The organism is Pseudomonas sp. WS 5059 (assembly GCF_012985525.1).
Classification (GTDB): Bacteria; Pseudomonadota; Gammaproteobacteria; order Pseudomonadales; family Pseudomonadaceae; genus Aquipseudomonas.
On record NZ_JAAQWO010000005.1, the window covers coordinates 436,681 to 463,054 of the forward strand.

General features: G+C 60.1%; 23 protein-coding genes. 14 read left to right on the forward strand and 9 right to left on the reverse strand.

Features of this window, described 5'->3' with window-relative positions:
• The first annotated feature begins 72 nt into the window (after positions 1-72).
• Together HBO12_RS17330 and HBO12_RS17335 are read left to right on the forward strand one after the other, a co-directional pair.
• Positions 73-2,130, forward strand: a complete 2,058-nt coding sequence (locus HBO12_RS17330) for an acyltransferase family protein (RefSeq protein WP_170042793.1) — start codon at positions 73-75, stop codon at positions 2,128-2,130.
• A 232-nt stretch (positions 2,131-2,362) separates the two neighbouring features.
• Positions 2,363-4,357 carry a polysaccharide biosynthesis protein gene (locus tag HBO12_RS17335; protein ID WP_169952718.1) on the forward strand — a complete coding sequence of 665 codons (1,995 nt, stop codon included), beginning with the start codon at positions 2,363-2,365 and terminating at the stop codon, positions 4,355-4,357.
• A 65-nt stretch (positions 4,358-4,422) separates the two neighbouring features.
• On the opposite strand, the gene HBO12_RS17340 is transcribed toward HBO12_RS17335, so the two are convergent.
• Together HBO12_RS17340 and HBO12_RS17345 are read right to left on the reverse strand one after the other, a co-directional pair.
• A complete protein-coding gene (locus HBO12_RS17340; RefSeq protein ID WP_170042794.1) occupies positions 4,423-5,163 on the reverse strand; it encodes an acyltransferase in 741 nt (246 codons plus the stop codon).
• A gap of 53 nt (positions 5,164-5,216) precedes the next feature.
• Entirely contained in the window at positions 5,217-6,077 is an 861-nt protein-coding gene (locus HBO12_RS17345; RefSeq protein ID WP_170042795.1) for a 3-hydroxyacyl-CoA dehydrogenase family protein, read from the reverse strand.
• Between the two features lie 306 nt (positions 6,078-6,383).
• Here HBO12_RS17345 and HBO12_RS17350 point away from each other — a divergent pair, with 306 nt between their 5' ends.
• Complete coding sequence (locus HBO12_RS17350) at positions 6,384-6,719, forward strand: ComEA family DNA-binding protein (protein ID WP_170042796.1); 336 nt, start codon at positions 6,384-6,386, stop codon at positions 6,717-6,719.
• Positions 6,720-6,736: 17 nt separating this feature from the next.
• On the opposite strand, the gene HBO12_RS17355 is transcribed toward HBO12_RS17350, so the two are convergent.
• The 3 genes from HBO12_RS17355 to eat form a co-directional block, all read right to left on the reverse strand.
• Complete coding sequence (locus tag HBO12_RS17355) at positions 6,737-7,327, reverse strand: TetR/AcrR family transcriptional regulator (RefSeq protein ID WP_169952712.1); 591 nt, start codon at positions 7,325-7,327, stop codon at positions 6,737-6,739.
• A gap of 134 nt (positions 7,328-7,461) precedes the next feature.
• On the reverse strand, positions 7,462-7,629 hold the full coding sequence (locus HBO12_RS17360) for a DUF2897 family protein (protein ID WP_003172675.1): 168 nt from the start codon (positions 7,627-7,629) through the stop codon (positions 7,462-7,464).
• A 111-nt stretch (positions 7,630-7,740) separates the two neighbouring features.
• Positions 7,741-9,105: an ethanolamine permease gene (eat, locus tag HBO12_RS17365; protein WP_170042797.1), complete on the reverse strand. Its 1,365-nt coding sequence runs from the start codon at positions 9,103-9,105 to the stop codon at positions 7,741-7,743.
• A 377-nt stretch (positions 9,106-9,482) separates the two neighbouring features.
• On the opposite strand from eat, the gene kdpF reads away from it, so the two are divergent.
• The 6 genes from kdpF to HBO12_RS17395 all read left to right on the forward strand — a co-directional run bounded on the left by kdpF (position 9,483) and on the right by HBO12_RS17395 (position 17,657).
• Entirely contained in the window at positions 9,483-9,572 is a 90-nt protein-coding gene (gene kdpF, locus HBO12_RS17370) for a K(+)-transporting ATPase subunit F (RefSeq protein WP_032863112.1), read from the forward strand.
• An 8-nt stretch (positions 9,573-9,580) separates the two neighbouring features.
• Positions 9,581-11,275, forward strand: a complete 1,695-nt coding sequence (gene kdpA, locus HBO12_RS17375; protein WP_170042798.1) for a potassium-transporting ATPase subunit KdpA — start codon at positions 9,581-9,583, stop codon at positions 11,273-11,275.
• A 5-nt stretch (positions 11,276-11,280) separates the two neighbouring features.
• Positions 11,281-13,344: a potassium-transporting ATPase subunit KdpB gene (kdpB, locus tag HBO12_RS17380; RefSeq protein ID WP_407073412.1), complete on the forward strand. Its 2,064-nt coding sequence runs from the start codon at positions 11,281-11,283 to the stop codon at positions 13,342-13,344.
• 114 nt (positions 13,345-13,458) lie between these two features.
• Entirely contained in the window at positions 13,459-14,004 is a 546-nt protein-coding gene (gene kdpC, locus HBO12_RS17385) for a potassium-transporting ATPase subunit KdpC (RefSeq protein WP_170042799.1), read from the forward strand.
• A 256-nt stretch (positions 14,005-14,260) separates the two neighbouring features.
• The gene (locus HBO12_RS17390; RefSeq protein ID WP_170042800.1) at positions 14,261-16,912 is read left to right on the forward strand and encodes a sensor histidine kinase; all 2,652 of its coding nucleotides are present in this window, start codon (positions 14,261-14,263) and stop codon (positions 16,910-16,912) included.
• A gap of 49 nt (positions 16,913-16,961) precedes the next feature.
• Entirely contained in the window at positions 16,962-17,657 is a 696-nt protein-coding gene (locus tag HBO12_RS17395) for a response regulator (protein WP_170042801.1), read from the forward strand.
• Between the two features lie 229 nt (positions 17,658-17,886).
• On the opposite strand, the gene HBO12_RS17400 is transcribed toward HBO12_RS17395, so the two are convergent.
• Positions 17,887-18,924 carry a patatin-like phospholipase family protein gene (locus tag HBO12_RS17400; RefSeq protein WP_169952699.1) on the reverse strand — a complete coding sequence of 346 codons (1,038 nt, stop codon included), beginning with the start codon at positions 18,922-18,924 and terminating at the stop codon, positions 17,887-17,889.
• Between the two features lie 216 nt (positions 18,925-19,140).
• Between HBO12_RS17400 and HBO12_RS17405 the strand changes: the two genes are divergently transcribed.
• The 3 genes from HBO12_RS17405 to HBO12_RS17415 all read left to right on the forward strand — a co-directional run bounded on the left by HBO12_RS17405 (position 19,141) and on the right by HBO12_RS17415 (position 21,175).
• Entirely contained in the window at positions 19,141-19,419 is a 279-nt protein-coding gene (locus tag HBO12_RS17405; protein WP_029300795.1) for a hypothetical protein, read from the forward strand.
• A gap of 95 nt (positions 19,420-19,514) precedes the next feature.
• A complete protein-coding gene (locus HBO12_RS17410) occupies positions 19,515-20,276 on the forward strand; it encodes a CHAD domain-containing protein (protein ID WP_170042802.1) in 762 nt (253 codons plus the stop codon).
• Positions 20,277-20,377: 101 nt separating this feature from the next.
• The gene (locus HBO12_RS17415) at positions 20,378-21,175 is read left to right on the forward strand and encodes an acyl-CoA thioesterase (protein ID WP_170042803.1); all 798 of its coding nucleotides are present in this window, start codon (positions 20,378-20,380) and stop codon (positions 21,173-21,175) included.
• A 7-nt stretch (positions 21,176-21,182) separates the two neighbouring features.
• Here HBO12_RS17415 and HBO12_RS17420 read toward each other — a convergent pair whose 3' ends face one another.
• The 3 genes from HBO12_RS17420 to HBO12_RS17430 all read right to left on the reverse strand — a co-directional run bounded on the left by HBO12_RS17420 (position 21,183) and on the right by HBO12_RS17430 (position 24,075).
• The gene (locus tag HBO12_RS17420) at positions 21,183-21,545 is read right to left on the reverse strand and encodes an Mpo1-like protein (RefSeq protein ID WP_170042804.1); all 363 of its coding nucleotides are present in this window, start codon (positions 21,543-21,545) and stop codon (positions 21,183-21,185) included.
• Between the two features lie 145 nt (positions 21,546-21,690).
• Positions 21,691-23,172: a methyl-accepting chemotaxis protein gene (locus tag HBO12_RS17425; RefSeq protein WP_170042805.1), complete on the reverse strand. Its 1,482-nt coding sequence runs from the start codon at positions 23,170-23,172 to the stop codon at positions 21,691-21,693.
• A gap of 96 nt (positions 23,173-23,268) precedes the next feature.
• Positions 23,269-24,075, reverse strand: a complete 807-nt coding sequence (locus HBO12_RS17430; protein WP_169952689.1) for a TatD family hydrolase — start codon at positions 24,073-24,075, stop codon at positions 23,269-23,271.
• Positions 24,076-24,310: 235 nt separating this feature from the next.
• Here HBO12_RS17430 and HBO12_RS17435 point away from each other — a divergent pair, with 235 nt between their 5' ends.
• Together HBO12_RS17435 and HBO12_RS17440 are read left to right on the forward strand one after the other, a co-directional pair.
• Positions 24,311-25,732, forward strand: coding sequence for an MltF family protein (locus tag HBO12_RS17435; protein ID WP_169952687.1), 1,422 nt, complete (start codon positions 24,311-24,313; stop codon positions 25,730-25,732).
• 103 nt (positions 25,733-25,835) lie between these two features.
• A complete protein-coding gene (locus HBO12_RS17440; protein ID WP_057439195.1) occupies positions 25,836-26,270 on the forward strand; it encodes a DoxX family protein in 435 nt (144 codons plus the stop codon).
• Positions 26,271-26,374: the final 104 nt, after the last annotated feature.

Here is a 26,374-nt window from a genome sequence, read left to right on the forward strand (position 1 = left end):
AGTGGGGCAAGTGAATCAATGCGGCATTTACAGTGGTTATCTCGGGAGTTCGGTTAGATGGGTGGCAGGGCAATGATCCAAGGACACAATGAGGAAGTGAAAAAAACCGACTCATTGGCATCCCATTTGAGCTACCGGCCCGATATAGATGGGTTACGTGCATTCGCGATCATTTCAGTTGTTTTGTATCACGCCTTTCCGGCCTATATGCGTGGCGGATTTATTGGTGTCGACATTTTTTTCGTTATCTCCGGTTATTTGATTTCAAGCATTATCTTTAAAGGCCTTGATGCGGGTAACTTTAGTTTTCTTGATTTTTACAAGCGCCGGGTCAATCGTATTTTTCCTGCGCTGATCATCGTTCTGCTCGCCTGTTACGCGGTAGGTTGGTTTGCGCTAATGGCGGCGGAGTTCAAGTTCCTGGGCAAGCATGTCCTGGGTGGAATCGGGTTTATACAAAACCTGGTCCTGTATAAAGAATCAGGCTATTTCGATACATCTTCAGAACTGAAAATCCTGCTTCACCTCTGGTCATTGGGCGTCGAGGAGCAGTTTTATATTCTGTTTCCCCTGGCTGGCTGGGTGCTTTGGCGGCGGCGAGCCCTAGTACTACCGCTCTTGATAGGCATGGCGTTGATTTCATTCGGCGCTGGCCTTTACAAACTGTCGGTGAATCCTTCCGCAGCGTTCTACATGCCGCAATATAGGTTCTGGGAAATCCTGTCGGGTAGTTTGCTCGCGTACTTTTCGGTGTTCGGCAAGTCGGCGTCGGTAGCCGCGAAAGTTTCATTGCGCATTAATAATCTTCTCTCTGTATTGGGACTGGCCTTTTTGTTCGCCTCGGTTGTCCTGATTGATAAATACAAGGCGTTTCCCGGCTTTTGGGCGTTGATGCCGGTCTGCGGCGCCGTGATGATGATCCTCGCAGGTCCACAGTCGTGGTTGAACAACCGGCTCCTTGCCAGTAAGCCTTTGGTCTGGATTGGACTGATCAGCTACCCGCTCTACCTGTGGCATTGGCCTGTCATTACCTTCATCCGGATCATAGGAGGGGATGAATTAAATCTTCTTTCCGGCATGTTTGCGGTAGGCGTTAGTGTTTTGCTGGCTTATGTGACTTACAGGTTCCTCGAGTTACCGCTGCGGAAGATCAACCCAAAATTTCCCAAGGCTCCGGTGCTACTTGCCATTGGTGGGGCACTTGCCATACTCGGAGGCGCTACTTTTGTAAAAAACGGCTTTGCTGACCGTTTTGGGTTGCCATCCTCGCTCAAGGAGCGGGAAGGTTATGCTCAATATTTTGACAATTCCTTACCCGGCTGGGCATATTCCACCACCCACGGAATGTTTGAAAAATACAGGTTCGAATGCGACTTCTTTGACGCCGACAGTTATCGAGCGGGCAATTCGACGATGACGCCACGCCAACAGATTGATGCGAGCTGCTATACCCCTGTCAGCAATACTAAAGTAATGATCTGGGGAGACTCCCATGCCCAACAGTTTTCCTATGGCCTGAGGCAAGCATTGCCTGGAGATATTTCGCTTCTTCAGGTGGCCAGTTCGGGGTGTGAGGCAAATCTGCCTGGGCGCGCTACAGGTGGACGCGCGTATTGCGATCGATCAAACGAGTTTGCACTGGAAGTAATGCGCAAGGAAAAGCCGGATGTGTTGGTTATCGCGCAACTTGAGGGGCATGATTCGGTCAATAACCTCAAAGAGCTTGCACACGTTGCAACAGAGTCCGGAGTCAAAAAAGTCATAGTCGTTGGGCCAGTGCCGCGCTTTGATCAAAACCTTTATCAACTGGTCGTCAGGAAATATTGGTCCCAAACTCCACGGCGAATATCCAGCAATCTTCTGTCTGTAACACTTGAGACTGATAGGCTGTTGACGCAGCGATACGCGGATGGTGCCGGCGGCTTCGAATATCTTTCAGCGATCAATGTGTTTTGTGATCAGGACGGTTGTCTCACCTACTTGGGAGATGATCGGAAAACCGGATTGGTAACGTTCGACTATGGTCATTTGACATCCATGGCGTCGGTATTTTTCTCCGAAAAAGCCTTGGGGCCGTTGATTCTCAAAGAACTGATTGAAACGGGATACAACTCTCGCCCGTCCAACTAGTCAGGTTCTTTGGGCAACGTATGGGCAGTCGGAATCTTCCGGCTGCCAAGGCGCAGATGGTCAAGCAGGCAGAAGCATGGGTTGTTTAGCCTGTATGATTTGTTGGCGTGAGCCTCTGATGAGGTGTGAAAGCCTCTGCAACGCGCTTGTCTTTACCCATCAGAGCCGCTGGTGGAAGCCACCAGTCGAACGTTTTTTCAATTGTATGCAGTAAGGGGTAGTCGGGAACAACATGGATAAATTACGGGCATATTTGCTGAGCCTTCCTCGCAGACGCAAACGCATCCTCCAGGTCATTGCCGACATCGTGCTGGTCTGGCTCGCCCTCTGGATGGCATTTGTGGTTCGTTTGGGGATCGACGAGTTGGTCAACCCCGTCGTGTTGCATTCATGGCTGTTCATCAGCGCGCCAATCGTCTCGATCCCGCTGTTTATTCGTTTTGGCATGTATCGCGCCGTGATGCGGTACTTCGGTAACGATGCGCTTATCGCGATTATCAAGGCGGTCAGCCTGTCGGCGTTGATCTTGGGGGTTGTAGTCTATTGGTACAGCAACCACGAGAACGTCGTACCACGCTCTATCGTGTTCAACTACTGGTGGCTCAGCCTGATCATGATTGGTGGTTTGCGCCTGGCCATGCGCCAGTACTTTCTGGGGGATTGGTTTGCAGCAGCCCAGCATGTGCCGTTTACCAGTCGCGATGATGGCCTGACCAAGGTTGCGATCTACGGCGCAGGTGCTGCCGGCAATCAACTGGTGGCTGCGCTTCGCATGGGGCGGGTCATGCGTCCGGTGGCGTTTATCGACGACGACAGCAGTATTTCTGATCGCGTCATCTCCGGCCTCCAAGTGTTCAAGCCCAAGCACATTCAACAGATGATCGACACCACGGGGGCCCAGGAAATTCTGTTGGCCATTCCGTCGTCCAATCGTGCGCGGCGGCGCGAGATTCTCGGCCTGTTGGAAGGGTTCCCGCTGCACGTAAGGAGTGTGCCGGGTTTCATGGATCTTGCCAGCGGCCGGGTGAAGGTCGATGACATTCAGGAAGTAGACATTGCCGACTTGCTCGGGCGTGATGCCGTGCCTGCCCAGGGCGATTTGCTGGAGCATTGCATCAAAGGTCAGAGCGTGCTCGTCACGGGGGCGGGCGGTTCGATTGGTTCGGAGCTTTGCCGCCAGATCCTGGCATTGCGTCCAACTACCTTGTTGCTGTTCGAGCACAGTGAATTCAACCTTTACAGCATTCTGTCCGAGCTGGAGCAGCGCATCACTCGTGAGTCGCTGCCTGTTCGCTTGCTACCGATCCTAGGCTCGGTACGCAACCAGGCAAAATTGCTCGACGTGATGAAGACCTGGCATGTTGATACGGTCTACCACGCGGCAGCCTACAAACATGTACCGATGGTTGAGCACAACATTGCCGAGGGTGTCCTTAACAATGTCATTGGTACATTGAATACCGCCCAGGCGGCGCTTCAGGCGGGGGTCTCCAACTTTGTGCTGATCTCCACGGACAAGGCTGTGCGCCCGACCAATGTCATGGGCAGTACCAAGCGTTTGGCCGAGTTGACGTTGCAGGCGTTGAGCCGTGAGTTGGCCCCGGTATTGTTTGGCGACAAGGCTAATGTTTCCCGCGTCAACAAGACCCGCTTCACCATGGTCCGCTTTGGCAATGTATTGGGCTCGTCTGGCTCGGTTATTCCGTTGTTTCACAAGCAGATCAAATCTGGTGGGCCGCTTACGGTCACTCACCCCAAGATCACGCGTTACTTCATGACTATTCCCGAAGCGGCCCAGTTGGTGATCCAGGCGGGCTCTATGGGGCAGGGCGGAGATGTGTTCGTGCTCGATATGGGCGAGCCGGTAAGAATCGTCGAGCTGGCAGAGAAGATGATTCACCTGTCCGGCCTGAGTGTTCGTTCGGATAAAAACCCACATGGTGACATCGCCATCGAGTTTACAGGGCTACGTCCCGGTGAAAAGCTCTACGAGGAGTTGCTGATTGGCGACAACGTCGTGGCCACCCAGCACCCGATGATCATGAGTGCCAACGAGGATCATCTGGATTGGGAGTTACTCAAAGGGAAGCTGACAGAGCTGCTCGCCGCGGTTGATGCGGACGACTACAGCCGGGTCCGTCAACTGCTACGCGATACGGTCAGTGGGTATGCTCCGGATGGCGAGATCGTGGACTGGATCTATCAGCAGCGTCGCCTGGAGCCTTGAGATGCGGCCTGGCTCACCAGTGAAACCTATGAAAGGATTTACTGATGAGCCAGCGTCAGCGGGGCTTACGAAAATTCCTTGATCCACTCAGCGACGGCTTTCTCTGGATATCCGCGGTGGAAATGTCGACGCCATGGATAGGCGTGATTCCCTGAACCATCCTTCAATTTGATCTTCTCTGTGCCGCAAATGAACTTTGCGGGCGAGCCGGCAACCACGGCATCTGGATTGACGTCTTTGTTCACGGAGCTGTGGGCACCTACCAGTGCGCCTTTTTTAACGGTGACACCGGGCAATATGACCGACATGGTAGCGATTACCGCGAAGTCTTCGATCGTTACACCGGCCATCACCTCACTCGGTGGATGAGGGTCGTTGGTCAGTACCACATAGGGGAAGATCCAGACGTAGTTGCCCACAGTCGAGTGTTGCCCAATGTGAACATTACTATGGCATTTGACATAGTCGCCAATCTCACAGTGGCCCTGGATATCGCCCAAAGTGCCAATCTGGAAACCGTCACCGGCTGTTGTCAGCTCTCTTATAGTGACTCGATGGCCTGTAACCAGGTTTTCACCAAAAGTCGAACCTTCATAGAATACGCTGTGCGAGCGGATTACGGCGCCGTTGCCAATGATCAGCGGGCGTCCATTTGCAAGCTTCGTCGGCAAGCCTATTTCACAGTACGCACCGATCTCGGTGTTATCACCGATAACGACATTTTTATGAATAATGCTGTAAGGGCCAATACTGACATTGTTCCCAATCTTTGCACCGTCATCTATAATCGCGGTTGCATGTATCATTAAAATCTCCCTTCTGACAATGCACTTGAAAAAACAAGTGCCTTGTTTGCGAATTAGTATTTGTAAAAGCCCTGGCCTGTTTTTCTACCGAGATGATTGGCTCTAACCATTTTTCTCAGCAGGGCATGGGCGCGATATTTTGGATCGCCTGTTTCATTGTGCAGAGTTTCCATGATCGAGAGATTCACATCATTGCCGATCAGGTCCGCAAGTGCCAACGGGCCTATTGGATGGTTGGCGCCATAGCGCATCGCCTTATCAATTTCTTCGGCTGTGGCGACGCCCTCCGCGAGAATACCAATGGCCTCGTTGATCATAGGGATCAACATCCGGTTTACGATAAATCCTGGAGCTTCGTTAACAATTACGGGTTCTTTTCCCAGACCTTTGGAGAAGTTGACCGCCCAATCCAATGTGGCACTTGAGGTAGCAAGCCCCGCGATAACTTCAGTCAGTTTCATGACCGGCGCCGGATTGAAAAAGTGCAGGCCTACCACGTTTTCAGGGAAAGCGCACAGCGACGCTAGGCCAGTGATGGAGAGCGAGGAGGTATTTGACGCGAGGATCATATCGGCCGACGATATGGTCGAAAGTTCTTTGAATATTGCTTGTTTGGCATCCATGTTCTCTGCAATAGCTTCAATGATCAGCTTCGAGTCAGACAGGGATGTGTAATGCTCAACAGTAACTATTTTTTCGCGATATTGGCGGGCAAGTGATTCTTCGAGTCTGCCTTTTTTAACTTGGCGACTCCATTGGCTTTCCAATTCAACTAGAGAGTCATTAACAGAAGCCAGGCTGCGCCCTTTCCAGAATACGGTCGAGATTTGATTCGACTGCGCGAGGATCTGTACTATTCCTTTACCCATAGTGCCTGTTCCAATTACCGCTACAGAGTACAGGTCTGTCGACATTCGCATTTCGTCCCGGCTCGCTTCTTTTCGAAAAATTCCATGATATCCAATTCACCTGGCAAGATGAAGCAATCAGTGCGTGCTCTGGCACAGCGCGTTTAGATAAACGTTGATATTTTCGGGCAGGTGTTGATTGTGCCTTGCCCGCTCGGCTCCTTGCCCCGAGGCCGCTTGAGGCGGTACGCGCTTATTTTCAGCTGCCATATGTTGTAACTCACCCATTTTTGACTATCCCCCCACATCACCTAAGTTTGAAAAGCAGCTTCGCAAAGCTGCTTTTCCCACTGATGTCATGGAGCGTCTTCAATGCGTAGATCGGTTTTTTCCTCCCTGTTTTTTGCCATTCTCACCAGCCTTTCCATCACGGCCATCGCCGCCCCATCGTCCAAACCCGAGGCGCCTGTACCGCTCGCGGCCCAGTTGAGTGCAAGCGAACAAGCAACCCCCAAGGTCAACCTCAATGCAGCAGACGCTGAAACCCTGCGCCGTGATCTGTTCGGCATTGGCGCCGCCAAGGCCAAGGCGATCATTGCTTATCGCGAGTCCAATGGATCGTTCACGGCGGTGGATGAGTTGCTGGAAGTGAAGGGAATTGGCAAGTCGCTGCTGGAGAAGAATCGCGACAGGCTGGAAGTTAAGTAATCAAGGCACGAGGCCGGTCATTGACCGGCCTTTTTTATGTCTGCAGAGGCTGTATTGACCCCGGTTTTCAGGCTTTCTCGCACCACGTCGAGAATGCGTGTCGCCAGTTCCGGGTTTTCGACGCTACGCGCCAGGACCAACGCGCCCACCAGTGTGGACATCATCACCAGGCTTTGCTCGTCTGCGTTGGGGTTGCCCAATGCGGTTTCGATTTGATTGAGACGGGCGCCGAGAACTGTATCGGTGGTGGGGCTCTGTTGCCCGCGCTGTCCCAGTTCCGAGGACATGGTGGGTAACGGACAGCCTTGGTCCGGGGAGGTGTGGTGCCACTCGGACAGGTAACTGTCGATGAAGGCTTCCAGCGGTCGTTCCTGGCTGAAGAGCATCGCACAATGTGCGTCCAGCTCGGCGGAGGCCGCTTGCAGGGCCTTTTCCACCAGTTCGTCCTTGGATTTGAAGTGGGCGTAGAACCCGCCATGGGTCAGGTTCAGGGCTTTCATCAGGGGTTGCAGACCGGTGGCGCCGATGCCATCGCGACGAAACCGGACCGACGCCTCTTTAATGATGCGCTGGTGGGTTTGAGCTTTGTGATTTTGCGAGTAGCGCATAAGAAGGCCCTCTGAAACATCAGGCCATATTAACCAAGGTTTGGCGGCGTTTCTCGGTGCGATTACAAATTTGCACTACTCTAAATCGATTCGCCTGGCGTGCTGCCAGTAGCGGTCAGCACGAGGCGTTTGTTTCAGCGATCCTGCGCATCCTTGGCGTCCGCCTGAGCATTGCGCTCGGCGACGCGTTTGCGTTGTTCGTCGGTCAGTTCCACTTTGTTGGCGCTGTCACGCAGCATCATCAAGCCACCGACGATCGAACCGATAGCGACCACCATGATCAACCAGGCATACCAGGGCATAGGGCTCTCCTTGAGGCCGACTGCCATGGGGAAGATTCCCCACGGCACTATCAGCTTTGAGTGACGGCGTTCGTCAGTCGTTCCATTGTAGGCCCGTTCTGCCTCGCTGGTTTAGAGCCCGGTCAACATTGCATCTGCCGGTGCATCGGCGCGGTCTTGGGCGGTCAGTTGGAAGTAGATGAAACCTGCGGCCATGAACCCGAGGAAGATCAGGCCGATCAGGGTGTTGAACCACGCCATGGCCACCAGGCACACCAGCGCCAGGATCAGGGCGATGGCCGGCACGATAGGGTAGCCCGGCGCGCGGAAGGTGCGCTCCAGCAGCGGTTCGCTCTTACGCAGTTTGAACAGGCTGAGCATGCTCATGATGTACATGACGATGGCGCCGAACACGGCCATGGTGATCATCGCGGCGGTCAGGGTCATGCCGCCAAGGTTGATCAGGCCGTCGCTGTAGATTGCGGCGATGCCCACCACGCCGCCGGCGAGGATGGCCCGGTGGGGTGTCTGGAAGCGTGACAGTTTGGCCAGGGAGGAGGGCAGGTACCCGGCGCGGGCCAGGGCGAAGAACTGCCGCGAGTAGCCGAGGATGATGCCGTGGAAGCTGGCGACCAGGCCGAACAGGCCGATCCACACCAGCATATGCAGCCAGCCGGAGCTTTCGCCCACCACGGTTTTCATCGCCTGGGGCAGGGGGTCGTTGATGTTCGACAGGGTGCGCCAGTCGCCCACGCCGCCGGCAAAGAACATCACGCCCATGGCCAGGAACACCAGGGTCAGGATGCCGCTGATGTAAGCCCTGGGAATCGTGCGTTTCGGGTCCTTGGCTTCTTCGGCGGCCATGGCGGCGCCTTCGATGGCGAGGAAGAACCAGATGGCAAAGGGGATCGCCGCGAACATCCCGGCAACGGCCGGTGCGCCAAAGGTGTCGGCGCCCGCCCAGCCGTTGAGGGCGAAGTTGCTGAAGCTGAACGCCGGGGCGACCACGCCCATAAACACCAGCAGTTCGGCCACGGCCAGCACACACACCACCAATTCAAAGGTCGCAGCCAGTTTGACCCCGAGAATATTCAAGCCCATGAACACGAAGTAGGCCCCGACCGCTGCGTGTTTCGGGTCGAGTGCCGGGAATTGCACATTCAGGTAGGCGCCGATCGCCAGGGCAATCGCCGGGGGCGCGAAGACGAATTCGATCAAGGTGGCCAGCCCGGCAATCAACCCACCTTTCTCGCCGAACGCTCGGCGGCTGTAGGCAAACGGCCCGCCTGCGTGGGGAATCGCGGTGGTCAGTTCGGTGAAGCTGAAGATAAAGCAGGTGTACATGGCGGCGACCATCAATGACGTCACCAAAAAGCCCAGCGTCCCGGCCACGCCCCAGCCATAGCTCCAGCCGAAGTACTCGCCGGAGATCACCAGCCCGACGGCGATGCCCCACAGGTGCAAGGTGCCCAAGGTGGGCTTGAGTTGTGTGTTCATCGTGCTGCTCCCTGAACGGTTTGGAATGTTTCAGGACATTGCAGCGGCCATGCCAGCTTGGAAAAGGGCGTCGTAAAGGGCAGCAACTGTCGCCCGGGAGATAGTTTGTTGTTTGAGACTGTTATTTCGTGCACCAGGGTAGGGCGGTGGTGACTGCACTGGCGCTATCGCGGGCAAGCCCGCTCCCACATGGGCTCGGTGAACACGCTCAAGCTCAGGCGCCGGGCTTAGTCGCGATAGCCATCTCGCAGACCTAAGCCCAGCCCACTCTTTACGCCGTCTTTACGCCTCCACCACCCACTCGCCCTCGCTCCTTTACGCGCCTCCTGCGGACAATGCCCCATACGCGGCAGTCGCCGTTTGACGGAGAAACTTCCATGAGTGTTCTGGACGGGGTGTCACTGCTACTGGCCGTGGCGCTGTTCATTTATCTGCTGGTTGCGCTGTTGCGCGCGGACCGGGGCTAGGAGCGGCTATGCACAGTTATGACTATTGGCTGATCATCGCCTTCTTCGCCGTGGTGCTGGTTCCGGCGCCATTTCTGGGGCGGTTCTACTACAAGGTGATGGAAGGGCAGCGCACGTGGCTGACGCCGGTGTTCGGACCGGTGGAGCGCGTGTGTTATCGCGTGGCCGGGGTTGATGCACAACAAGAGCAAAGTTGGCAGAAGTACACCCTGGCCCTGCTGGCCTTCAACCTGGCGGGCTTTTTGTTGTTGTTTGCAATCCTGTTGTTCCAGGGTTACCTGCCGCTCAACCCGCAGCAATTGCCGGGTCAGGAGTGGACGCAGGCGTTCAATACCGCCGTCAGTTTCATGACCAATACCAACTGGCAGTCCTACAGCGGTGAAGCCAGCCTCAGCTACCTGAGCCAGATGGTGGGCCTGACCGTGCAGAATTTTGTCAGTGCGGCCACTGGCCTTGCGGTGCTTGTCGCCCTTTGCCGTGGGATTGGTCGCAAGTCCGCCAGCACCCTGGGCAATTTCTGGGTGGATATGACTCGCGCCACCCTCTATGGCCTGCTGCCATTGTGCCTGGTGCTGGCGTTGTTTCTGGTCTGGCAGGGCGTGCCTCAAACCTTCGCCCACTATGTCGACGCCCTGACGATGCAAGGCGTCGATCAGGTGATCCCGCTCGGCCCGGCCGCCAGTCAGATTGCGATCAAGCAACTGGGGACCAACGGCGGCGGCTTCTTCGGGGTCAACTCGGCGCATCCGTTTGAAGACCCAACCGCCTGGGCCAACCTGTTTGAACTGGCGGCGATCATCATGATCCCGGTGGCGTTGGTGTTCACCTTTGGCCACTACGTCAAGGACCTGCGCCAGAGCCGCGCGATCCTCGGCTGCATGTTGGCGCTGTTCCTGATCGGTGGCTCGGTGTCGTTGTGGTCTGAGTACCAGCCCAACCCGACCCTGAACAACCCGGCCGTCGAGCAGGCTGCGCCGCTGGAAGGCAAGGAAACGCGCTTCGGTACCACCGGCACCGTGTTGTGGTCGGTGACCACCACGGCGGCGTCCAACGGTTCGGTCAACGGCATGCAGGACAGCCTCAACCCCCTGAGCGGGATGGTCGCGCTGGTCAATATGATGGTCGGCGAAGTGATCTTCGGCGGCGTCGGTGCCGGTATGTACGGGATGTTGCTCAACGTGCTGATCGCGGTATTCCTCGCCGGCTTGATGATCGGCCGCACCCCGGAATACCTCGGCAAGAAACTCCAGGCCCGGGAAGTGCAACTGCTGGTGGTGACCCTGCTGGTGATGCCTGTCGGCGTACTGGTACTCGGCGCGATTGCCGCCAGCGTGCCGGCCACCGCCGCGACCATCAGCAACCCCGGCCCCCACGGCTTCAGCCAGTTGCTTTATGCCTACACCTCGGCCAGTGCCAACAACGGTTCGGCCTTTGGTGGCCTGGGCGCCAACACCCCGTTTCACAACCTGATGCTGGGCCTGGGCATGTTGATCGGCCGCTTTGGCTACATCCTCCCGGTCCTGGCCCTGGCCGGCAGCCTGGCGATGAAGAAAAGCGCACCGATTGGCCAGAACAGCTTCCCGACCCACGGCCCGTTGTTCGTGACGCTGCTGACCGTGACCATTTTGCTGGTGGGCGGCCTGACGTTCCTGCCGACGCTGGCACTGGGCCCTATTGCTGAACACCTGAGCATGGGCTTCTAAGGGGTATGAACATGAATATGCCTGTAAACAATACCGCTGCGGTCAAGACCCAGGAGTCGGCCAAGACCGCGATCTCGGCCCTGTGGCGCCCGGCGCTGATCCAGGCGTTCGTCAAGCTGGACCCGCGCCAGCTGAAGCGTTCGCCGGTGATGCTGGTGGTCGAGCTGACCGCGATCCTCACCACCGTGTTGTGCCTGGTGCCGGACAGCAGCGTACCGACCTTTGTCGCGGTGCAGATCGCCCTGTGGCTGTGGTTCACCGTGCTGTTCGCCAACTTCGCCGAAGCCTTGGCCGAAGGCCGTGGCAAGGCCCGCGCCGATAGCCTCAAGGCTGGCAGCGAAGGCCTGAGTGCGCGGCGCCAGGAGGCCGATGGCAGCTTCACGGTAGTGCCTGCCACCAGCCTGCGCAAAGGCGATGTGGTGCGGGTTGCGGCCGGGGAAATGATCCCTGGCGACGGCGAAGTCATTGAAGGCATCGCGGCGGTCAACGAGGCGGCGATCACTGGTGAGTCCGCGCCGGTCATCCGCGAGTCCGGCGGCGACCGCTCGGCCGTCACCGGCAATACCCGGCTGGTCTCGGACTGGCTGCTGATTCGCATCACCGCCAACCCCGGTGAGTCGACGCTGGACCGCATGATCGCCCTGGTCGAAGGTGCCAAGCGCCAGAAAACCCCCAACGAAGTGGCGCTGGATATCCTGCTGATCGGCCTGACCCTGATCTTTCTTTTGGTCGTGGTGACCTTGCAGCCCTTCGCCCATTTCGCCAATGGCAGCCTGCCGCTGGTGTTTTTGGTGGCACTGCTGGTGACGTTGATTCCCACCACCATCGGCGGCCTGTTATCGGCCATCGGCATCGCCGGCATGGATCGCCTGGTGCGCCTCAATGTGATCGCCAAGTCCGGGCGCGCCGTGGAGGCGGCGGGGGACGTGCATGTGCTGCTGCTGGACAAGACCGGCACCATCACCTTCGGTAACCGTCGCTGTGCAGGCATTTATGCCGCGCCTGGCGTCAACGGCAAGGAACTGGCCGAAGGCGCGCTGCTGGCCTCGCTGGCCGACGATACGGCGGAAGGCAAATCCATCGTCGAATACCTGCGCGCCCTGCATCCGTACAACGAGCCCTCCGTGCAAGAGCTGACAGGCGTGCCGTTCAGCGCCGAAACGCGTTTGTCCGGTGTGGACTATCAGGGCCGGGTCTACCGTAAAGGTGCGGTCGATTCGCTGCTGGCGTTTATCGGCCTGCAACGCCAAGACCTGTTGCCCGCGCTATCCCGGGAAATCGACAAGATCGCCCAGAGCGGCGGCACCCCGTTGCTGGTGTGTGCCGACGGTAAATTGCTTGGCGCAATCCACCTCAAGGACGTGGTCAAGCCGGGTATCCGTGAGCGCTTTGCCGAGCTGCGCAAGCTGGGGATCCGCACGGTGATGGTGACCGGCGACAACCCATTGACCGCCGCCGCGATTGCCGCTGAAGCCGGCGTGGATGATGTGCTGGCAGAAGCCACGCCGGAGAAAAAACTGGCGCGCATCCGCCATGAGCAGAACGACGGGCGCCTGGTGGCCATGTGTGGCGACGGTGCCAACGACGCCCCGGCCCTGGCCCAGGCGGATGTGGGCATGGCCATGAATGACGGGACCCAGGCGGCCCGCGAGGCGGCGAACATGGTCGACCTCGACAGCGACCCGACCAAGCTGCTGGACGTGGTGCAGATCGGCAAGGAATTGCTGGTGACCCGGGGCGCGTTGACCACCTTTTCCATCGCCAACGACGTGGCCAAGTACTTCGCGATCCTGCCGGCGCTGTTTGCCTCGATCTACCCGCAACTGGGCGTGCTTAACGTGATGCACCTGAACAGCCCGCAGAGCGCGATCCTTTCGGCGATTGTGTTCAACGCGCTGATCATCGTGGTGCTGATCCCCCTGGCCCTGCGCGGTGTGCGGGTGCAGGCGGCGAGTGCGGCGGCGCTGCTGCGACGCAACCTGTTGATCTATGGCGTGGGCGGGCTTGTGGTGCCGTTCGCCGGGATCAAGGCGATCGACATGCTTTTGACCGCGCTGCACCTGGTCTGACCCAACCCTGTAGGAGCCGGCTTGCCGGCGATCCGCTTGACGCGGTGTAACTGACACACCGCTGTCGCCGGCAAGCCGGCTCCTACAGGTCACGAATCAATTGAGGAAGATGAAATGTCCAGCATGATCCGTCCGGCCTTGAGCCTGTTGGTATTGATGACCCTGATCACGGGCGTGGCCTATCCGTTGGTAGTGACCGGTGTCGCCCAGGTGGCCTTTCCCGATCAGGCCAATGGCAGCCTGGTGCGTGACGACCAAGGCAAGGTGCGCGGTTCCAGCCTGATTGCCCAGGAATTTACCGGCGAGCGCTGGTTCCACTCGCGGCCTTCGGCGGGTGCGTTTGCCACCGTGTCCAGCAGCGCCAGCAACCTCGGCCCGAGCAACCCGGCGCTGGCGACGCGGGTGTTTGACGACGCCGCGAAAATCCAGGGCCCCGGCCAGGGCCCGGTGCCCCTGGCGCTATTGACTACCTCCGGCAGCGGTCTTGATCCACACTTGCCACCGCAGGCGATTGCCTATCAACTGGCGCGGGTAGCAGCGGCACGCCAGTTGCCGGTGTCGACCCTGGAGCGCTTGATGGACGAGCATATCGAACAGCCGCTGGTGGGGCCGCCGGTGGTGAATGTACTGGCGCTGAATATGGCGCTGGAAAAGTTGTAGACCGTTGCGCCGCCATCGAGGGCTTGCCCTGGTGCCGATCAGTTAAGCGAACGCAATGCTCAAAGCAGTGAAGATCAAATGTGGGAGCGGGCTTGTCGGATCGCCGCATCGCCGCGAAGACGTCGGCCCATGACCCACTGCTTTCGCGAGCAAGCCCGCTCCCACAGGGGATCTGCGCTTAACTGACTGGCATTAGGGCAAGCCCGCGATGGCGCCAACCTGTTCCCAACATCCCTAACTGAAAGAAGACTGCCCCATGAGTGACTCCGGCCGCGCCGACGCCCTTCTAGCCGACCTACCCAAGCACGGCCGTGGCCGGCTCAAAGTGTTCCTCGGTGCCGCACCGGGCGTGGGCAAGACCTACGCGATGCTCCAGGCCGCCCACACCCAACTGCGCCAGGGCGTCAAACTGGTGGCCGGCGTCGTGGAAACCCACGGCCGCGCCGAGACCGAGGCCTTGCTCAGTGGCTTGCCCCAGCAGCCGCTGCTGCGCTCCGAATACCGTGGGGTGATGCTCGAAGAAATGGACCTCGACGGCTTGCTCGCCACCAAGCCCAAGCTGGTGCTGGTGGACGAGCTGGCCCACAGCAACGCCCCCGGCAGTCGCCACGAAAAGCGCTGGCAAGACATCCAGGAGCTGCTCTCTGCCGGGATCAACGTGTTCACCACGGTCAACGTCCAGCACCTGGAAAGCCTCAATGATCAGGTACGTGGCATCACCGGCGTGCAGGTGCGTGAAACCCTGCCGGACTGGGTATTGCAGGAAGCCGATGAATTATTGCTGATCGACCTGCCATCCCGCGAGCTGCTGGAGCGCCTGCGTGACGGCAAGGTCTACGTGCCGGAGCAGGCGCGCGCGGCCATCGATGCGTTCTTTACCCAGACCAACCTCATGGCCCTGCGCGAGCTGGCAATGCAGACCGCCGCCGCGCACGTCGATGACGATCTGGCCCAGGGCTACCGGCAACTGGGCCAGGCCGCGCCCACCGTGCGCGGGCGCTTGCTGGTGGGGGTGGATGGCGATGCCGAGGCCGAACGCCTGGTGCGCCACGCCAGCCGTGTGGCCCAGCGCCGGCATTTGCCCTGGAGCCTGGTGCATGTGGACAACGGTCGGGTACGTGACGAACAGTCGCGGCTGCGCCTGCAAAACGCCCAGCAACTGGCCGAGCGCCTGGGCGGCGAAGTGGTGTTGCTGCGGGCCGGCGAAGTGGCCAAGACCCTGATCCAGCACGCGGCCGAACGCCGTGCCAGCCTGGTGCTGGTGGGGCAGTCGCGCCCGCGCTGGCGCCGCCGGCTGTTCGGCGGTGGCTTGGCGGCGCGCCTGTTGCGCAATGCCCGGGGCCTGGAGATCAACGTCCTCGATAGCGATGAAACGCCGGTGCCGCCACGCTTGCCCGATGTACGTGGTCTGGTGTGGTTCGACTACGCCCTGGCGCTGCTGGCAACCGTGCTGGCCAGTGCATTGGCATGGGGCGTGTCGAGTGTCCTGCCGCTGCCCAATATCTCCCTGGTGTTCCTCGCGGCGGTGCTGCTGGTGGCGGTGCGCAGCAGCCTGGGGCCGGCATTGGCGTGTGCGGCGTTGTCGTTCATGACCTATGACTTTTTGTTTATCCCGCCGAATTTCTCCTTCGCCATCCAGCGTGAAGAGGATGTGCTGACCTTGCTGTTCTTTCTGCTGATGGCGGCGCTGACCGGCAACCTGGCTGCGCGCCAGCGTCGGCAGTTGCAGGCCCTGCGCGACACCCAGGAAGAAACCAGTGAACTGCTCGACCTGTCGCGCAAACTCACCGCCGCCACCGATCGCCAGGCGGTGGTCAGCGCGGCGGCCCACCATCTGCAGGGCTGGAGCGACTTGCAGCTGTGCCTGGTCAATCGCGACGGGCCCAGTGACTGGAAGGTCGAGACCGGTGGGCCGATCACCTTTACCGAGGCTGAACGTGCCGCCGCCGACTGGGCCTGGCAGCACGATCAGCCAGCGGGCATGGGCACCGGCACCTTGCCGTTTGGGCGTTGGTGGTGGTGGCCGTTGTCTGCTGAAAACGGTCCGCTGGGCCTACTCGGCGTCAGCCCCAAGGCCGGCCTGGAACTCAGTGGCCAACGCCGGCGCTTGCTCACGGCCTTGAGCCAACCGTTGGCCCAGGCACTGGCCCGCGCGCAACTGGCCCAGAACCTGGAGGCCGCCCGTTTGCACGGCGAGACCGAACAACTGCGCAGCGCCTTGCTGGCCTCGGTGTCCCATGACTTGCGCACGCCGCTGACCTCCATGCGCGGCAGCATCGACAGCCTGCTGGCGCTGGGCGAAGCGATTCCCCTGGAAGATCGGCGTGAGTTGCTGGAAGGCACCCGCGATGAAGCCGAGCGCCTGGACCGCTACATCCAGAACCTGCTGGACATGACCCGCCTGGGCCATGGCGCCTTGAAGCTGGCGCGGGACTGGGTGTCGCCCGGCGATATCGTCGGCAGTTCCCTCGCCCGTTTGCGCGCGGTGCTGGCGCCGTTGCAGGTGAGCACCGATGTGCCGCCCGAGTTGCCGCTGCTTTATGTACATGCCGCGTTGATCGAGCAGGCACTGGTGAATGTGCTGGAAAACGCTGCACGCTTTTCACCGCCCCATGGCCGCTTGCAACTGCGCGCCGGCGTGGCGGAGCAGGCGCTGTTTTTCTCGGTCAGTGACGAAGGGCCGGGGATTCCCGAAGACGAACGGGCGAAGATTTTCGATATGTTCTACACCGCCGCACGGGGCGACCGGGGCGGGCAGGGCACCGGACTCGGCCTGGCAATCTGCCAGGGCATGGTTGGCGCCCACGGCGGGCATATCAGCGTGGCCGAGGGCATCGAGGGGCGGGGCACTTGCATCACCTTGTTCCTGCCGTTGCAGACGCAGCCGAGTCTGGAGAGTGAAGCGTGATACCCGCTGCGCTACTCTTATCTTTTTTCAGCGATTGTGATGGAACACCATGAGCCAGACTGCGACGATTTTGGTCATTGACGACGAGCCGCAGATCCGCAAGTTCTTGCGCATCAGCCTGGCCTCCCAGGGCTACAAAGTGATTGAGGCCGGGACCGGCGCCGAAGGGCTGGCCCAGGCGGCCTTGAGCAAGCCGGACCTTGTGGTGCTGGACCTGGGACTGCCGGACATGGACGGCCAACAGGTGCTGTGCGAGCTGCGCGAATGGTCGAGCGCCCCGGTGCTGGTGTTGTCGGTGCGTGCCAGCGAAGGGCAGAAGGTCCAGGCCCTGGATGGGGGCGCCAACGACTATGTGACCAAGCCATTTGGCATCCAGGAGTTCCTCGCCCGGGTGCGTGCGCTGCTGCGCCAGGCGCCCACCGGCGAAGCGCAGCAAGCCGCACTGAGTTTCGGCCCGCTGACGGTCGACCTGGCGTATCGGCGGGTGCTGCTGGACGGTGTCGATGTGGCCCTGACCCGCAAGGAATACGCGGTCCTGGCGCAACTGGCGCGTCATCCGGGCCGGGTGATCACCCAGCAGCAACTACTCAAGGATATCTGGGGCCCGACCCATACCGAAGACAGCCACTACCTGCGGATTGTGGTGGGGCACTTGCGCCAAAAGCTGGCGGATGACCCGACCCAGCCGCGTTTTATCGTGACCGAGGCGGGGGTGGGGTATCGGTTGTTGGGGGGGGAGGGCTGAAAGATTGTGGTTGCTGGGCCGGCCCTATCGCGGGCAAGCCCGCTCCCACATTTAGCTGTGCGAATACATGCAAAAGGTGGGGTATTGGTTGTTGGGGGCTGCTGAGGGATTGTGGTTGCTGGGCCGGCCTCATCGCGGGCAAGCCCGCTCCCACATTTAGCTGTGTGAACACATGCAAAAGGTGGGAGCGGGCTTGCCCGCGATGAGGCCATAAACCCCGCCGCAGAGCTCAACTCTGCTCACTCTCATACCGATCCAGCGTATCACTGGCAATCTCCCGCCCCAACGCGATCAGTTCCGGCGCCTTGTAGAACTCAAAGAACCGGCACACGCGCTTGGGCACGTTGATCAGCACATCCGGCGGGTAGCCGGCAATTTTGTACTGGGCCAGCGACGTCTGCATCACCTCGAAACTCTGGTTGATCAAGTCCAGCAGCGATGCCGGCCCCACGTTGTCGATGATGAACGAACCGGTGGCCGACTTGGGGGCGCCGGGCGTTTCCGGGGCCGCAGCCGGTTGCTGGGATTCGGGCTCGGCGCCTTCGAGCCAAGGGTTGATATCGGCGGCTTGCGCCTGCAGTGCTTCCTGTTCCAGCAACAATAATTGCTCGGCCTGCTTGCGCCGAAACGGCAGGTGCGAGCCCAGTGAACGCACCAGGTTATCGAAGCGGCTCTTGAACGCCGGCGGGCGCTGGATCACCGGCAGGGTGTAGTGTTTCTGGTTGGTGGCGTTGAGGTTGACCGCAATGATCAGGTCGCAATGGCTCGACACCACCGGCACGATAGGCAGCGGGTTGAGCAGGCCGCCGTCCACCAGCATGCGGTTGCCTTGCATCACCGGGGTAAACAGGCTGGGGATCGCTGCCGAGGCACGCATGGCCTGGTGCAGGCAGCCTTCCTGGAACCAGATTTCCTGCTGGTTGGTCAGGTCGGTGGCCACCGCGGTGTAGGGAATGCGCAGGTCTTCGATATTGATCTCGCCGACGATCTTGCGGATCTGCCCGAAGACCTTCTCGCCGCGTATCGCCCCCAGGCGAAAGCTCACATCTACCAGGCGCAGCACATCCAGGTAATCCAGGCTTTCGATCCAGTTCCGGTAGTCCTGCAGCTTGCCCGCCGCATAGATCCCGCCCACCACCGCGCCCATGGAACAGCCGGCGATACAGGCGATTTCATAGCCTCGTTTTTCGATCTCTTCGATCACCCCGATATGGGCATAACCCCTTGCTCCGCCGGAGCCCAGGACCAATGCAACGCGTTTTTTCATGACCGGATCCTTCGCAAAACAGCTGTCCACAATGCACCTAACCAGGGGGCTGCTTCAATCCTAGTTGACCGGAGCGATAAATTTCGTAAACCGACCTATTTGCTCGGGTATGCTTTGGCTATCAGTACTGGGCATTTCAGGCTGTGTGACAAGGCACTTTTCGATGTAGGCAGCGTCTACATCCCACGACTGTTTTCTTTTCTTGAGGTGTCATTGATGAAAGCCTGGATGTGTTTGCCTGTGATTGTGTTGGCCCTGGCCGGTTGTGCCGGCAAAACGGCCTATCGCGATAGCTGTGGCAGCCAGTTGGATGCTGCGTGGCACGAACTGGACCTGGCCAAGGCCGAAGGGTTTGCCGGCACGGTCAGCTATTCCAAGGCCCTGTCGTTGCTGACCGGCGCCAAGACCCAGCAGCAATTCGAAGCGTTTGAAGGCTGTGCCAGCAAAGCCGAAAAAGCCCGTTTCTATATCCGTGAGTCGCGCGCCGGGCGTTGATCCGAGTCAGCGCAACCCGCGGGGGGAATGGTTAAGGTGGTTCCAGACACCTGTTTTGCGCAGGTGCATGGACGTTGTTTAACAGGGGAAGCAGCATGTCGGCGTTGGTGGATCAGTTAGTCGCCCAGGTCATTGGCCTGGAAGTCGGATTGTTGAGTTGCCAGGCGCGTCTGGCGGCGGTTACCGATGACGAAGCGTTGCACGACCTGCGCACCACCGTGCGCCGTCTGCGCAGCCTGTTGCGGCCCTTGCGCGGGCTGCCCGGCGTCGAGCAACTGGAGACGGCCGCCAGCGCAGTCGGCCAATTGACCACGCCGCTGCGCGACCGCGAGGTGTTGGCGGCGTATCTGCAGCAGCACGGTTATCACCAAGCAGCCGCCCGGCGCCTGCGCCTGCAGTCGCAGACCTATCAACAGGTGGCGAAAAGCCCGGAGTTGGCGCGACTGCTGCTGATCCTCGAAGCCTTTCCACGATTTATCCGCGCATCCCAGCAGCAAAAACTGCTCAAGGGCCTGCGCACGCGCATCGAAAAGCGCCTGGCCAAGCAATGGCAGGCACTGGAAGTGGCACTGCACGATCCCGATCACGACCGCCATCGCCTGCGCTTGTTGATCAAGCGCGTGCGCTACGCGGCCGAGGCCTACCCGCAATTGGGCCAGGTGCCGGCCAAGGCCATGTCCCGCCTCAAGTCTGCCCAGGGCGCGCTGGGGGATTGGCATGACTGCTGGCAATGGCTGGCGCAAGCCGCGCAGCAGGCCGATCTACAGCCCTGTGTCGCGGTCTGGCAGCGCACCATGGCTCAGGCCGAGGGCAAGGCGGACCGGGTCCTCGACAAGCTGGCGGCGGACTGTTTCTGAGTCTGCGGCTTATCTGTCTGGGTATTTGGCCGGAATAAGTGCTGTACCGGGCTGGCGCGCTGGTTAAGATCGCTCATCGGTTTTCTTGATGTGAGGTCGCCATGCGCTTTAGTGATTTGCTCGACGCTGCCCGTAACAACCCGTTGGACGTGTCTATTCCGGCCGAGTGGGCCCAGGGTCGCGCCACGTTTGGCGGGCTGGTTGCCGCCTTGCAATACGAAGCGTTGCGCGCCCAGGTGCCGGTGGATCGGCCGTTGCGTTCGTTGGCCGTGACCTTTGTCGGGCCAGTGGCGCCAGATCTATCGGCGAGCTATCAAGTGGAAGTGTTGCGCGAAGGCAAGGCGGTCAGCCAGTTGCTGGGGCGGGTGGTGCAGGGCGGTGAAGTGATGACCCTGGCCCAGGCCAGCTTCGGCGCATCGCGGCCTTCAGAGATCGACGTGCCGGCCTTGCCCGCGCCGGCCTTCAAGCATTGGGACGAGTGCCAGGAACTGCCCTATATCAAAGGCGTGACGCCTGAATTCATGCGCCACCTGGCGATGCGCTGGAGTGTCGGTGGCTTGCCGTTCACCGGCAACAAATCCCGGGAAATGGGCGGCTGGGTGCGCTTGCGGGGGGATGTGAAAGAAGAGCCTCTGACCGAAGCCCATATCCTCGCCCTGGTGGATGCCTGGCCGCCGGCGCTCTTGCCGCACCTGAAGAAGCCGGCACCCGGCAGCACCCTGACCTGGACCATCGAATTCATCCAGCCCCTGGCGCAGTTGACGACGCTGGACTGGTGCCAGTACCACGTCCAGATCGAGCATGCCCGCGACGGTTACGGCCATGCTGCGGCGATGTTGTGGGGGCCTGACGGCCAATTGATCGCCATCAGCCGCCAGACCGTGGTGGTCTTCGCCTGAGCCATCCTCAGTGGCGGTGGCGCTGACGCCAGGCCTGCCACCAGCCACCGCTGAGGACAAAGCGCGGGAAGGTCACGAACTGCTCGACCACCAGGCGCTGCACTGCATCTTTACGATCACTGAACGGCTCGCTGGCCTGGGCTTCCAGGCTATGGCCGTGGCGTTGCAGCGCCAGGCCGGCCATTACGCCGACCACACCGATGGCGAAACTGGCCAGGCTCAGGCTGAACACGCCGGACACAATCAGCAGGAACCCGACGATGAACAACGGCACGGCAATCAGGTGCAATACCAGGTTGGTCGGGTGCTGATGGTTTTGCGGGTAGGCGCGCCATTGCCAGGCCGGGAGATTGGGGTGACGTTTGCCCATGATGATAAATCCTCTGTCCATTGATACTTGATGAACAGAGTTTAGGTCGGGCGGGCAGGGGCGGCGAATTGGGGTTGGCTATGGGGGTTATAGCGTTTTGATGGAGCAAGCCAGCGGCGTGCGCTGGCTGATCGGTGGGCAAACGTTACAGTTTGAGCTGGCCGATAGCCTTGCTCAACTCGCCGGCCAGGGTCGCCAGTTCGTTGCTGGTGGTGGCCGAATCCACAGTCTGTTGCACGGTGTTTTCCGTGACATCGCGAATGCTCACCACCGCGCGGTTCATCTCTTCGGCCACATGGCTCTGCTGCTCGGCGGCAACGGCAATTTGCGTGTTGCTCTCGCGCATCTGCGCCACGGCGCTGGTGATTTCGGCGAGTGAGGCGCCGGCTTCCTGGGCCTGCTGCACGCAGTCGTCGGCCTTGAACGAGCTTTCCTGCATAAAGTCCACCGCATCCCGGGTACCGGCCTGCAGGGCAGAGACCATGCGGGTGATCTCATCGGTGGAGCTTTGCACGCGCTTGGCCAGGTTGCGTACTTCATCGGCCACCACCGCAAAGCCGCGGCCCATTTCCCCGGCGCGCGCGGCTTCGATGGCGGCGTTGAGGGCCAGCAGGTTGGTTTGTTCGGCGATGCTGTGGATCACGCCGACCACGCCATTGATTTTCTGGCTGTCCTCGGCCAGCTTCTGGATCATCTCGGCGGTTTGCTGTACACCGGTGGACAACCCGGCAATCGAGCGCTGGACGCGGGTCACCACTTCCTGGCCGCTGCCGGCCAGGGTGTCGGCGGTCTGGGACAAGTCGCGGGTGGCACCGGCGTGTTGGGCGATGTGATACACGGTGGCGGTCATTTCATTGATCGCGGTGGCCGCCTGGTCGGTCTCGCTTTGCTGGCCGAGCATGCCGTGCTGGACCTCATTCATGCTGCTGGCCAGGCGCGCGGCGCCATCGTCCAACAGCTTGGCGGTGCGTGCCACGGTGCTGACCACCCGCTGGTACCCGGCCTGCATGGCGTTGAAGGCACTGGCCATCTGCCCGACTTCGTCCTTGCACGCCAGGGGCACGCGGGCCGAGAGGTCGCCGGTTTTCTCGACGTGCAGCATTACGTCTTTCAAGGTGTTGAGTTGGGCCAGCAAAAAGCGGATCAGTAACTGCGAGGCGCAGAGCATGGCGAGCATCAGGATCAGCACCGCCACCGCGTAGTTGGTGAAACGTTCGGTAAACACCTGGCTCAGGCTCGGTGCATAGGCCAATACCGCAACTTGCTGGCCATCGGCGCGGGCGACGACTTCGGCGCCCATCAACGGGTTCTCGCCGAACAGCGGCATGTGATTGAACTCGACCCAGCCGCTGGCTTCGCTGAGGGCGGACAAGTCCTGGTCCGCCAACTCGGGAACCTGGCCCCGGGCAAATGTCAGCCAGTGCTCGCCTGTGGGCAGCGCTTGCCCGGCCGGCCAGGCACCGAGCAAGCGGCCCTGGGCTTGTGCCGAGGCTTGGGAGGCATGGCTGCGGGCCTGTTGTTCAAGCTGCACGGCATACAGCACCAACAGCAGTGTGGTGATGAACGCGACCGCATTCACGGCCCAGAATTTGTACTTCAGCGAGATATTGCTAAGCCAGGCACCCATGGAAGGTTTTCTCTGATAGCGGAAACAGTATTGGCAAGGTGCCATTATTGTGCCGCTATCCGGGAAATGGGTGTTGATATGGGTCAATGCACCGCGTCAATCCAACGCAGGCAGGCCGAAAAAGGCGCGGGCGCAGGCGGTGCTGTGTTGGGCCAGGTCTTCCAGGCTTTCTTCGCGGTGCAGGGCGACTTCGCGCAAGACTTCCGGCAGATAGGCCGGCTCATTGCGCCCGTTCTTCGGTTTGGGGCGCAGGGTGCGTGGCAGCAGGTAGGGCGCGTCGCTTTCCAGCATCAGGCGGCCCCGAGGGATTTCCCTTACAAGCGGGTGCAAGTGCATCCCACGGCGTTCGTCACAGATCCAGCCGGTGATACCGATATGCAGGTCCAGATCGAGGTAGCTGAACAGCGCGCGTTGCTCGCCGGTGAAGCAGTGCACCACGGCGGCGGGCAGTTGATCACGGTAGTCGCGCAGGATCTCCAGCAGGCGCTGGTTGGCGTCCCGTTCATGGAGAAACACCGGCAACTGCAATTCGACGGCCAATGCCAGGTGGGCTTCGAGGACTTTTTCCTGCTGGGGGCGGGGTGAGAAGTCACGGTTGAAGTCCAGCCCGCATTCACCCACCGCGCGTACCCGGTCCTGGCTGAGCAGATCACGCAGTTGCCGGGCGCTGTCGGCGTTCCAGTCGCTGGCACTGTGGGGGTGAATGCCCGCAGTGGAGAACAGTCGCCGGGCGCTTTCATCCCAACGCTGGCACAGTTCCAGGGCCTGCTCGCTGCCTTGCACACTGGTGCCGGTGACGACCAATTGGCCCACGCCAGCGGCATAGGCGCGGTCGAGCACGGCCTGGTGCTTGTCGTCGAAACTGGGGTTGGTCAGGTTGACGCCAATATCAATGAGTTGCATGGTGCTATCTCCGCCTGCGGCCGGAAAGTCTATCAGAGCTGTAGATTTATAAGAAAAACCAAGAACTACAACGAGTTATCGCTGTCTTTGAACGTCGCAAGTAACACCGTGGTTGGCCGATGGCCTGCTGCTGTGACACCCTTGCGTGCAAAGTCTGCGCCTCTGGCGCTCTGTTTCTGTCCCCCAATGCGGCGTTTTTCGCGGTGCATGGGGCCTTGTTCTTTCCGGAGAGCGGATGATCCGACCCTCGGCAATGCTCATGGTGTGCCTGACCCTGCTGCTGCCCACTGCGGCGGTTGCGCGTCTGGACGGGCCGCTGGAAGTGACCAAGCCGAGCAAAGTCCGGGACCTGGCAGAAATCCGCAGCAGCCGCACCTTGCGGGTGCTGGTCAACCAGAGCCGTAACAGTTCCGGTGAGGTCCAGGGCCAGTCCATTGGCGTTGAGTACCACCGCCTGCGCGCCTTCGAACACTACCTCAATGGCCGTGCCCGCGATGGCCAGGAAATCAACCTCAAAATCATCCCCAAGGCCAAGGATCAGTTGCTGGGCGCGTTGGCCCGTGGTGAAGGTGACCTGGTGGCGCCCGGTGAACTGCTGGATGCGACGGCGGCCCACAAGATCAGCAGCAGTGACCCGATTGCCAGCGATGTGCCGCTGTGGCTGGTGGGCCTCAAGGGCGAGCGACGGTTTACCCGCTTGGAGCAGTTGTCGGGGCGCACCCTGGCCCTGACGACGGGGAGTGCAGCGGGGGAGGCGGTCAACCAGATCAACCAGAAACTGGCGCTGCGCAAACTGCCGCCGGTCAAGGTGGAATGGGTGGACCCCAGCCTGGCGGTGGAAGATGTATTGGAGATGGTCCAGGCGGGGATCTTCCACCTGACCATTGTCGAGCGGCCGATTGCCGAGCGTTGGTCGAAGATCCTGCCCAAGTTGCGTTTTGACAAGCAAGTAGCGATCAGTGAGCCGGGGGAGGAGTACTGGTTCGTACGTCAGGATGCCTCGATGCTGCGGGCGAGCATCGATCGCTTCCTGAAAACCTACAAGACTCCGTCAGACCAGGATGTGGCCTTCCAGCGTATTTATCGCCGCCTCTATCAGGTGCGTTACCCCTTGGCGCGGGCGGATCGACAGCGCCTGGAAAAACTGCGCCCGATCCTGCAAAAGCATGCACGTGAGCAAGGCATGGACTGGCTGAACCTGGCGGCCTTGGCTTTCAAGGAGTCGTCCCTCAATCCCGGCGCGAAAAGCGGCAGCGGGCCAACCGGCCTGATGCAGATCACTCCGTCGGCCGCCCAGCGGGTAGGGGTCAACAATATCCAGACCCTGGACAGCAATGTGCAGGCGGGTGCGCGCTACCTGGCGCTGATTCGGCGCAAGTTCTTCGCCAGCCCTAAGCTCAATGAGCGCGAGCGCATGGCGTTCGTCCTGGCGGCCTACAACATGGGCCCGGAACGGGTGCAGGGCATGCGCGCCGAGGCGCGACGCCGGGGCTTGAACCCCAATCAGTGGTTCTTCCAGGTCGAGCGCATCGCCATGGAGCAGGTCGGAATGGGCGGCGTCAGCTATGTTAATAGCGTGAACAAGTACTACTTGGCCTTTGATCGGGAACGGGACTCCCTGGAGCCGGTGGGCGCCAAGATCGTCTCACGCAAATAATCTAATTTATCGATATTGATTAGCGCTTTTTTCGGCTTTTATCATTATTTAAACTGATTAATATAGCGGCCAACCAACCCCTACTTCGAAAAGGATTATCACTATGAGCCCAATGATCAAAAACCTTCTGTCCACCCGCGCAGGCTACGGCCTGACAGTCCTGCGGATTTTCGTCGGTATCATTTTTGCCGCCCACGGTTCGCAAAAACTTTTCGGCTGGTTCGGCGGCGGCGGCCTGGCAGGCACGGCGCAGTGGATGGAGAGCATCGGCCTGGCCCCGGGTACCCTGATGGCACTGTTGTCGGGCGGTACTGAGTTCTTTGCCGGGCTGGCGCTGATCATTGGCTTGCTGGCACGTCCAGCGGCGCTGGGCTTGACCATTGTCTCGCTGGTGGCGATCTTCTCGGTGCATATCAGCAACGGTTTGTTCATGGCCAACAACGGCTATGAGTTCGCCCTGGCACTGCTAGGTGGCACAGTGGCGGTGCTGTTCGAAGGTGCTGGCAAACTGTCTGCTGACCGCGCCATCGCCAATTGATCGCGCTGCACACGTGTTAAAGGCCCGCCCCGTGCGGGCCTTTTTCGTTGTACGGGATTCTTGACACCGCCCCACCGGCTTCTCTAGGATGCTGCATGCGCCGA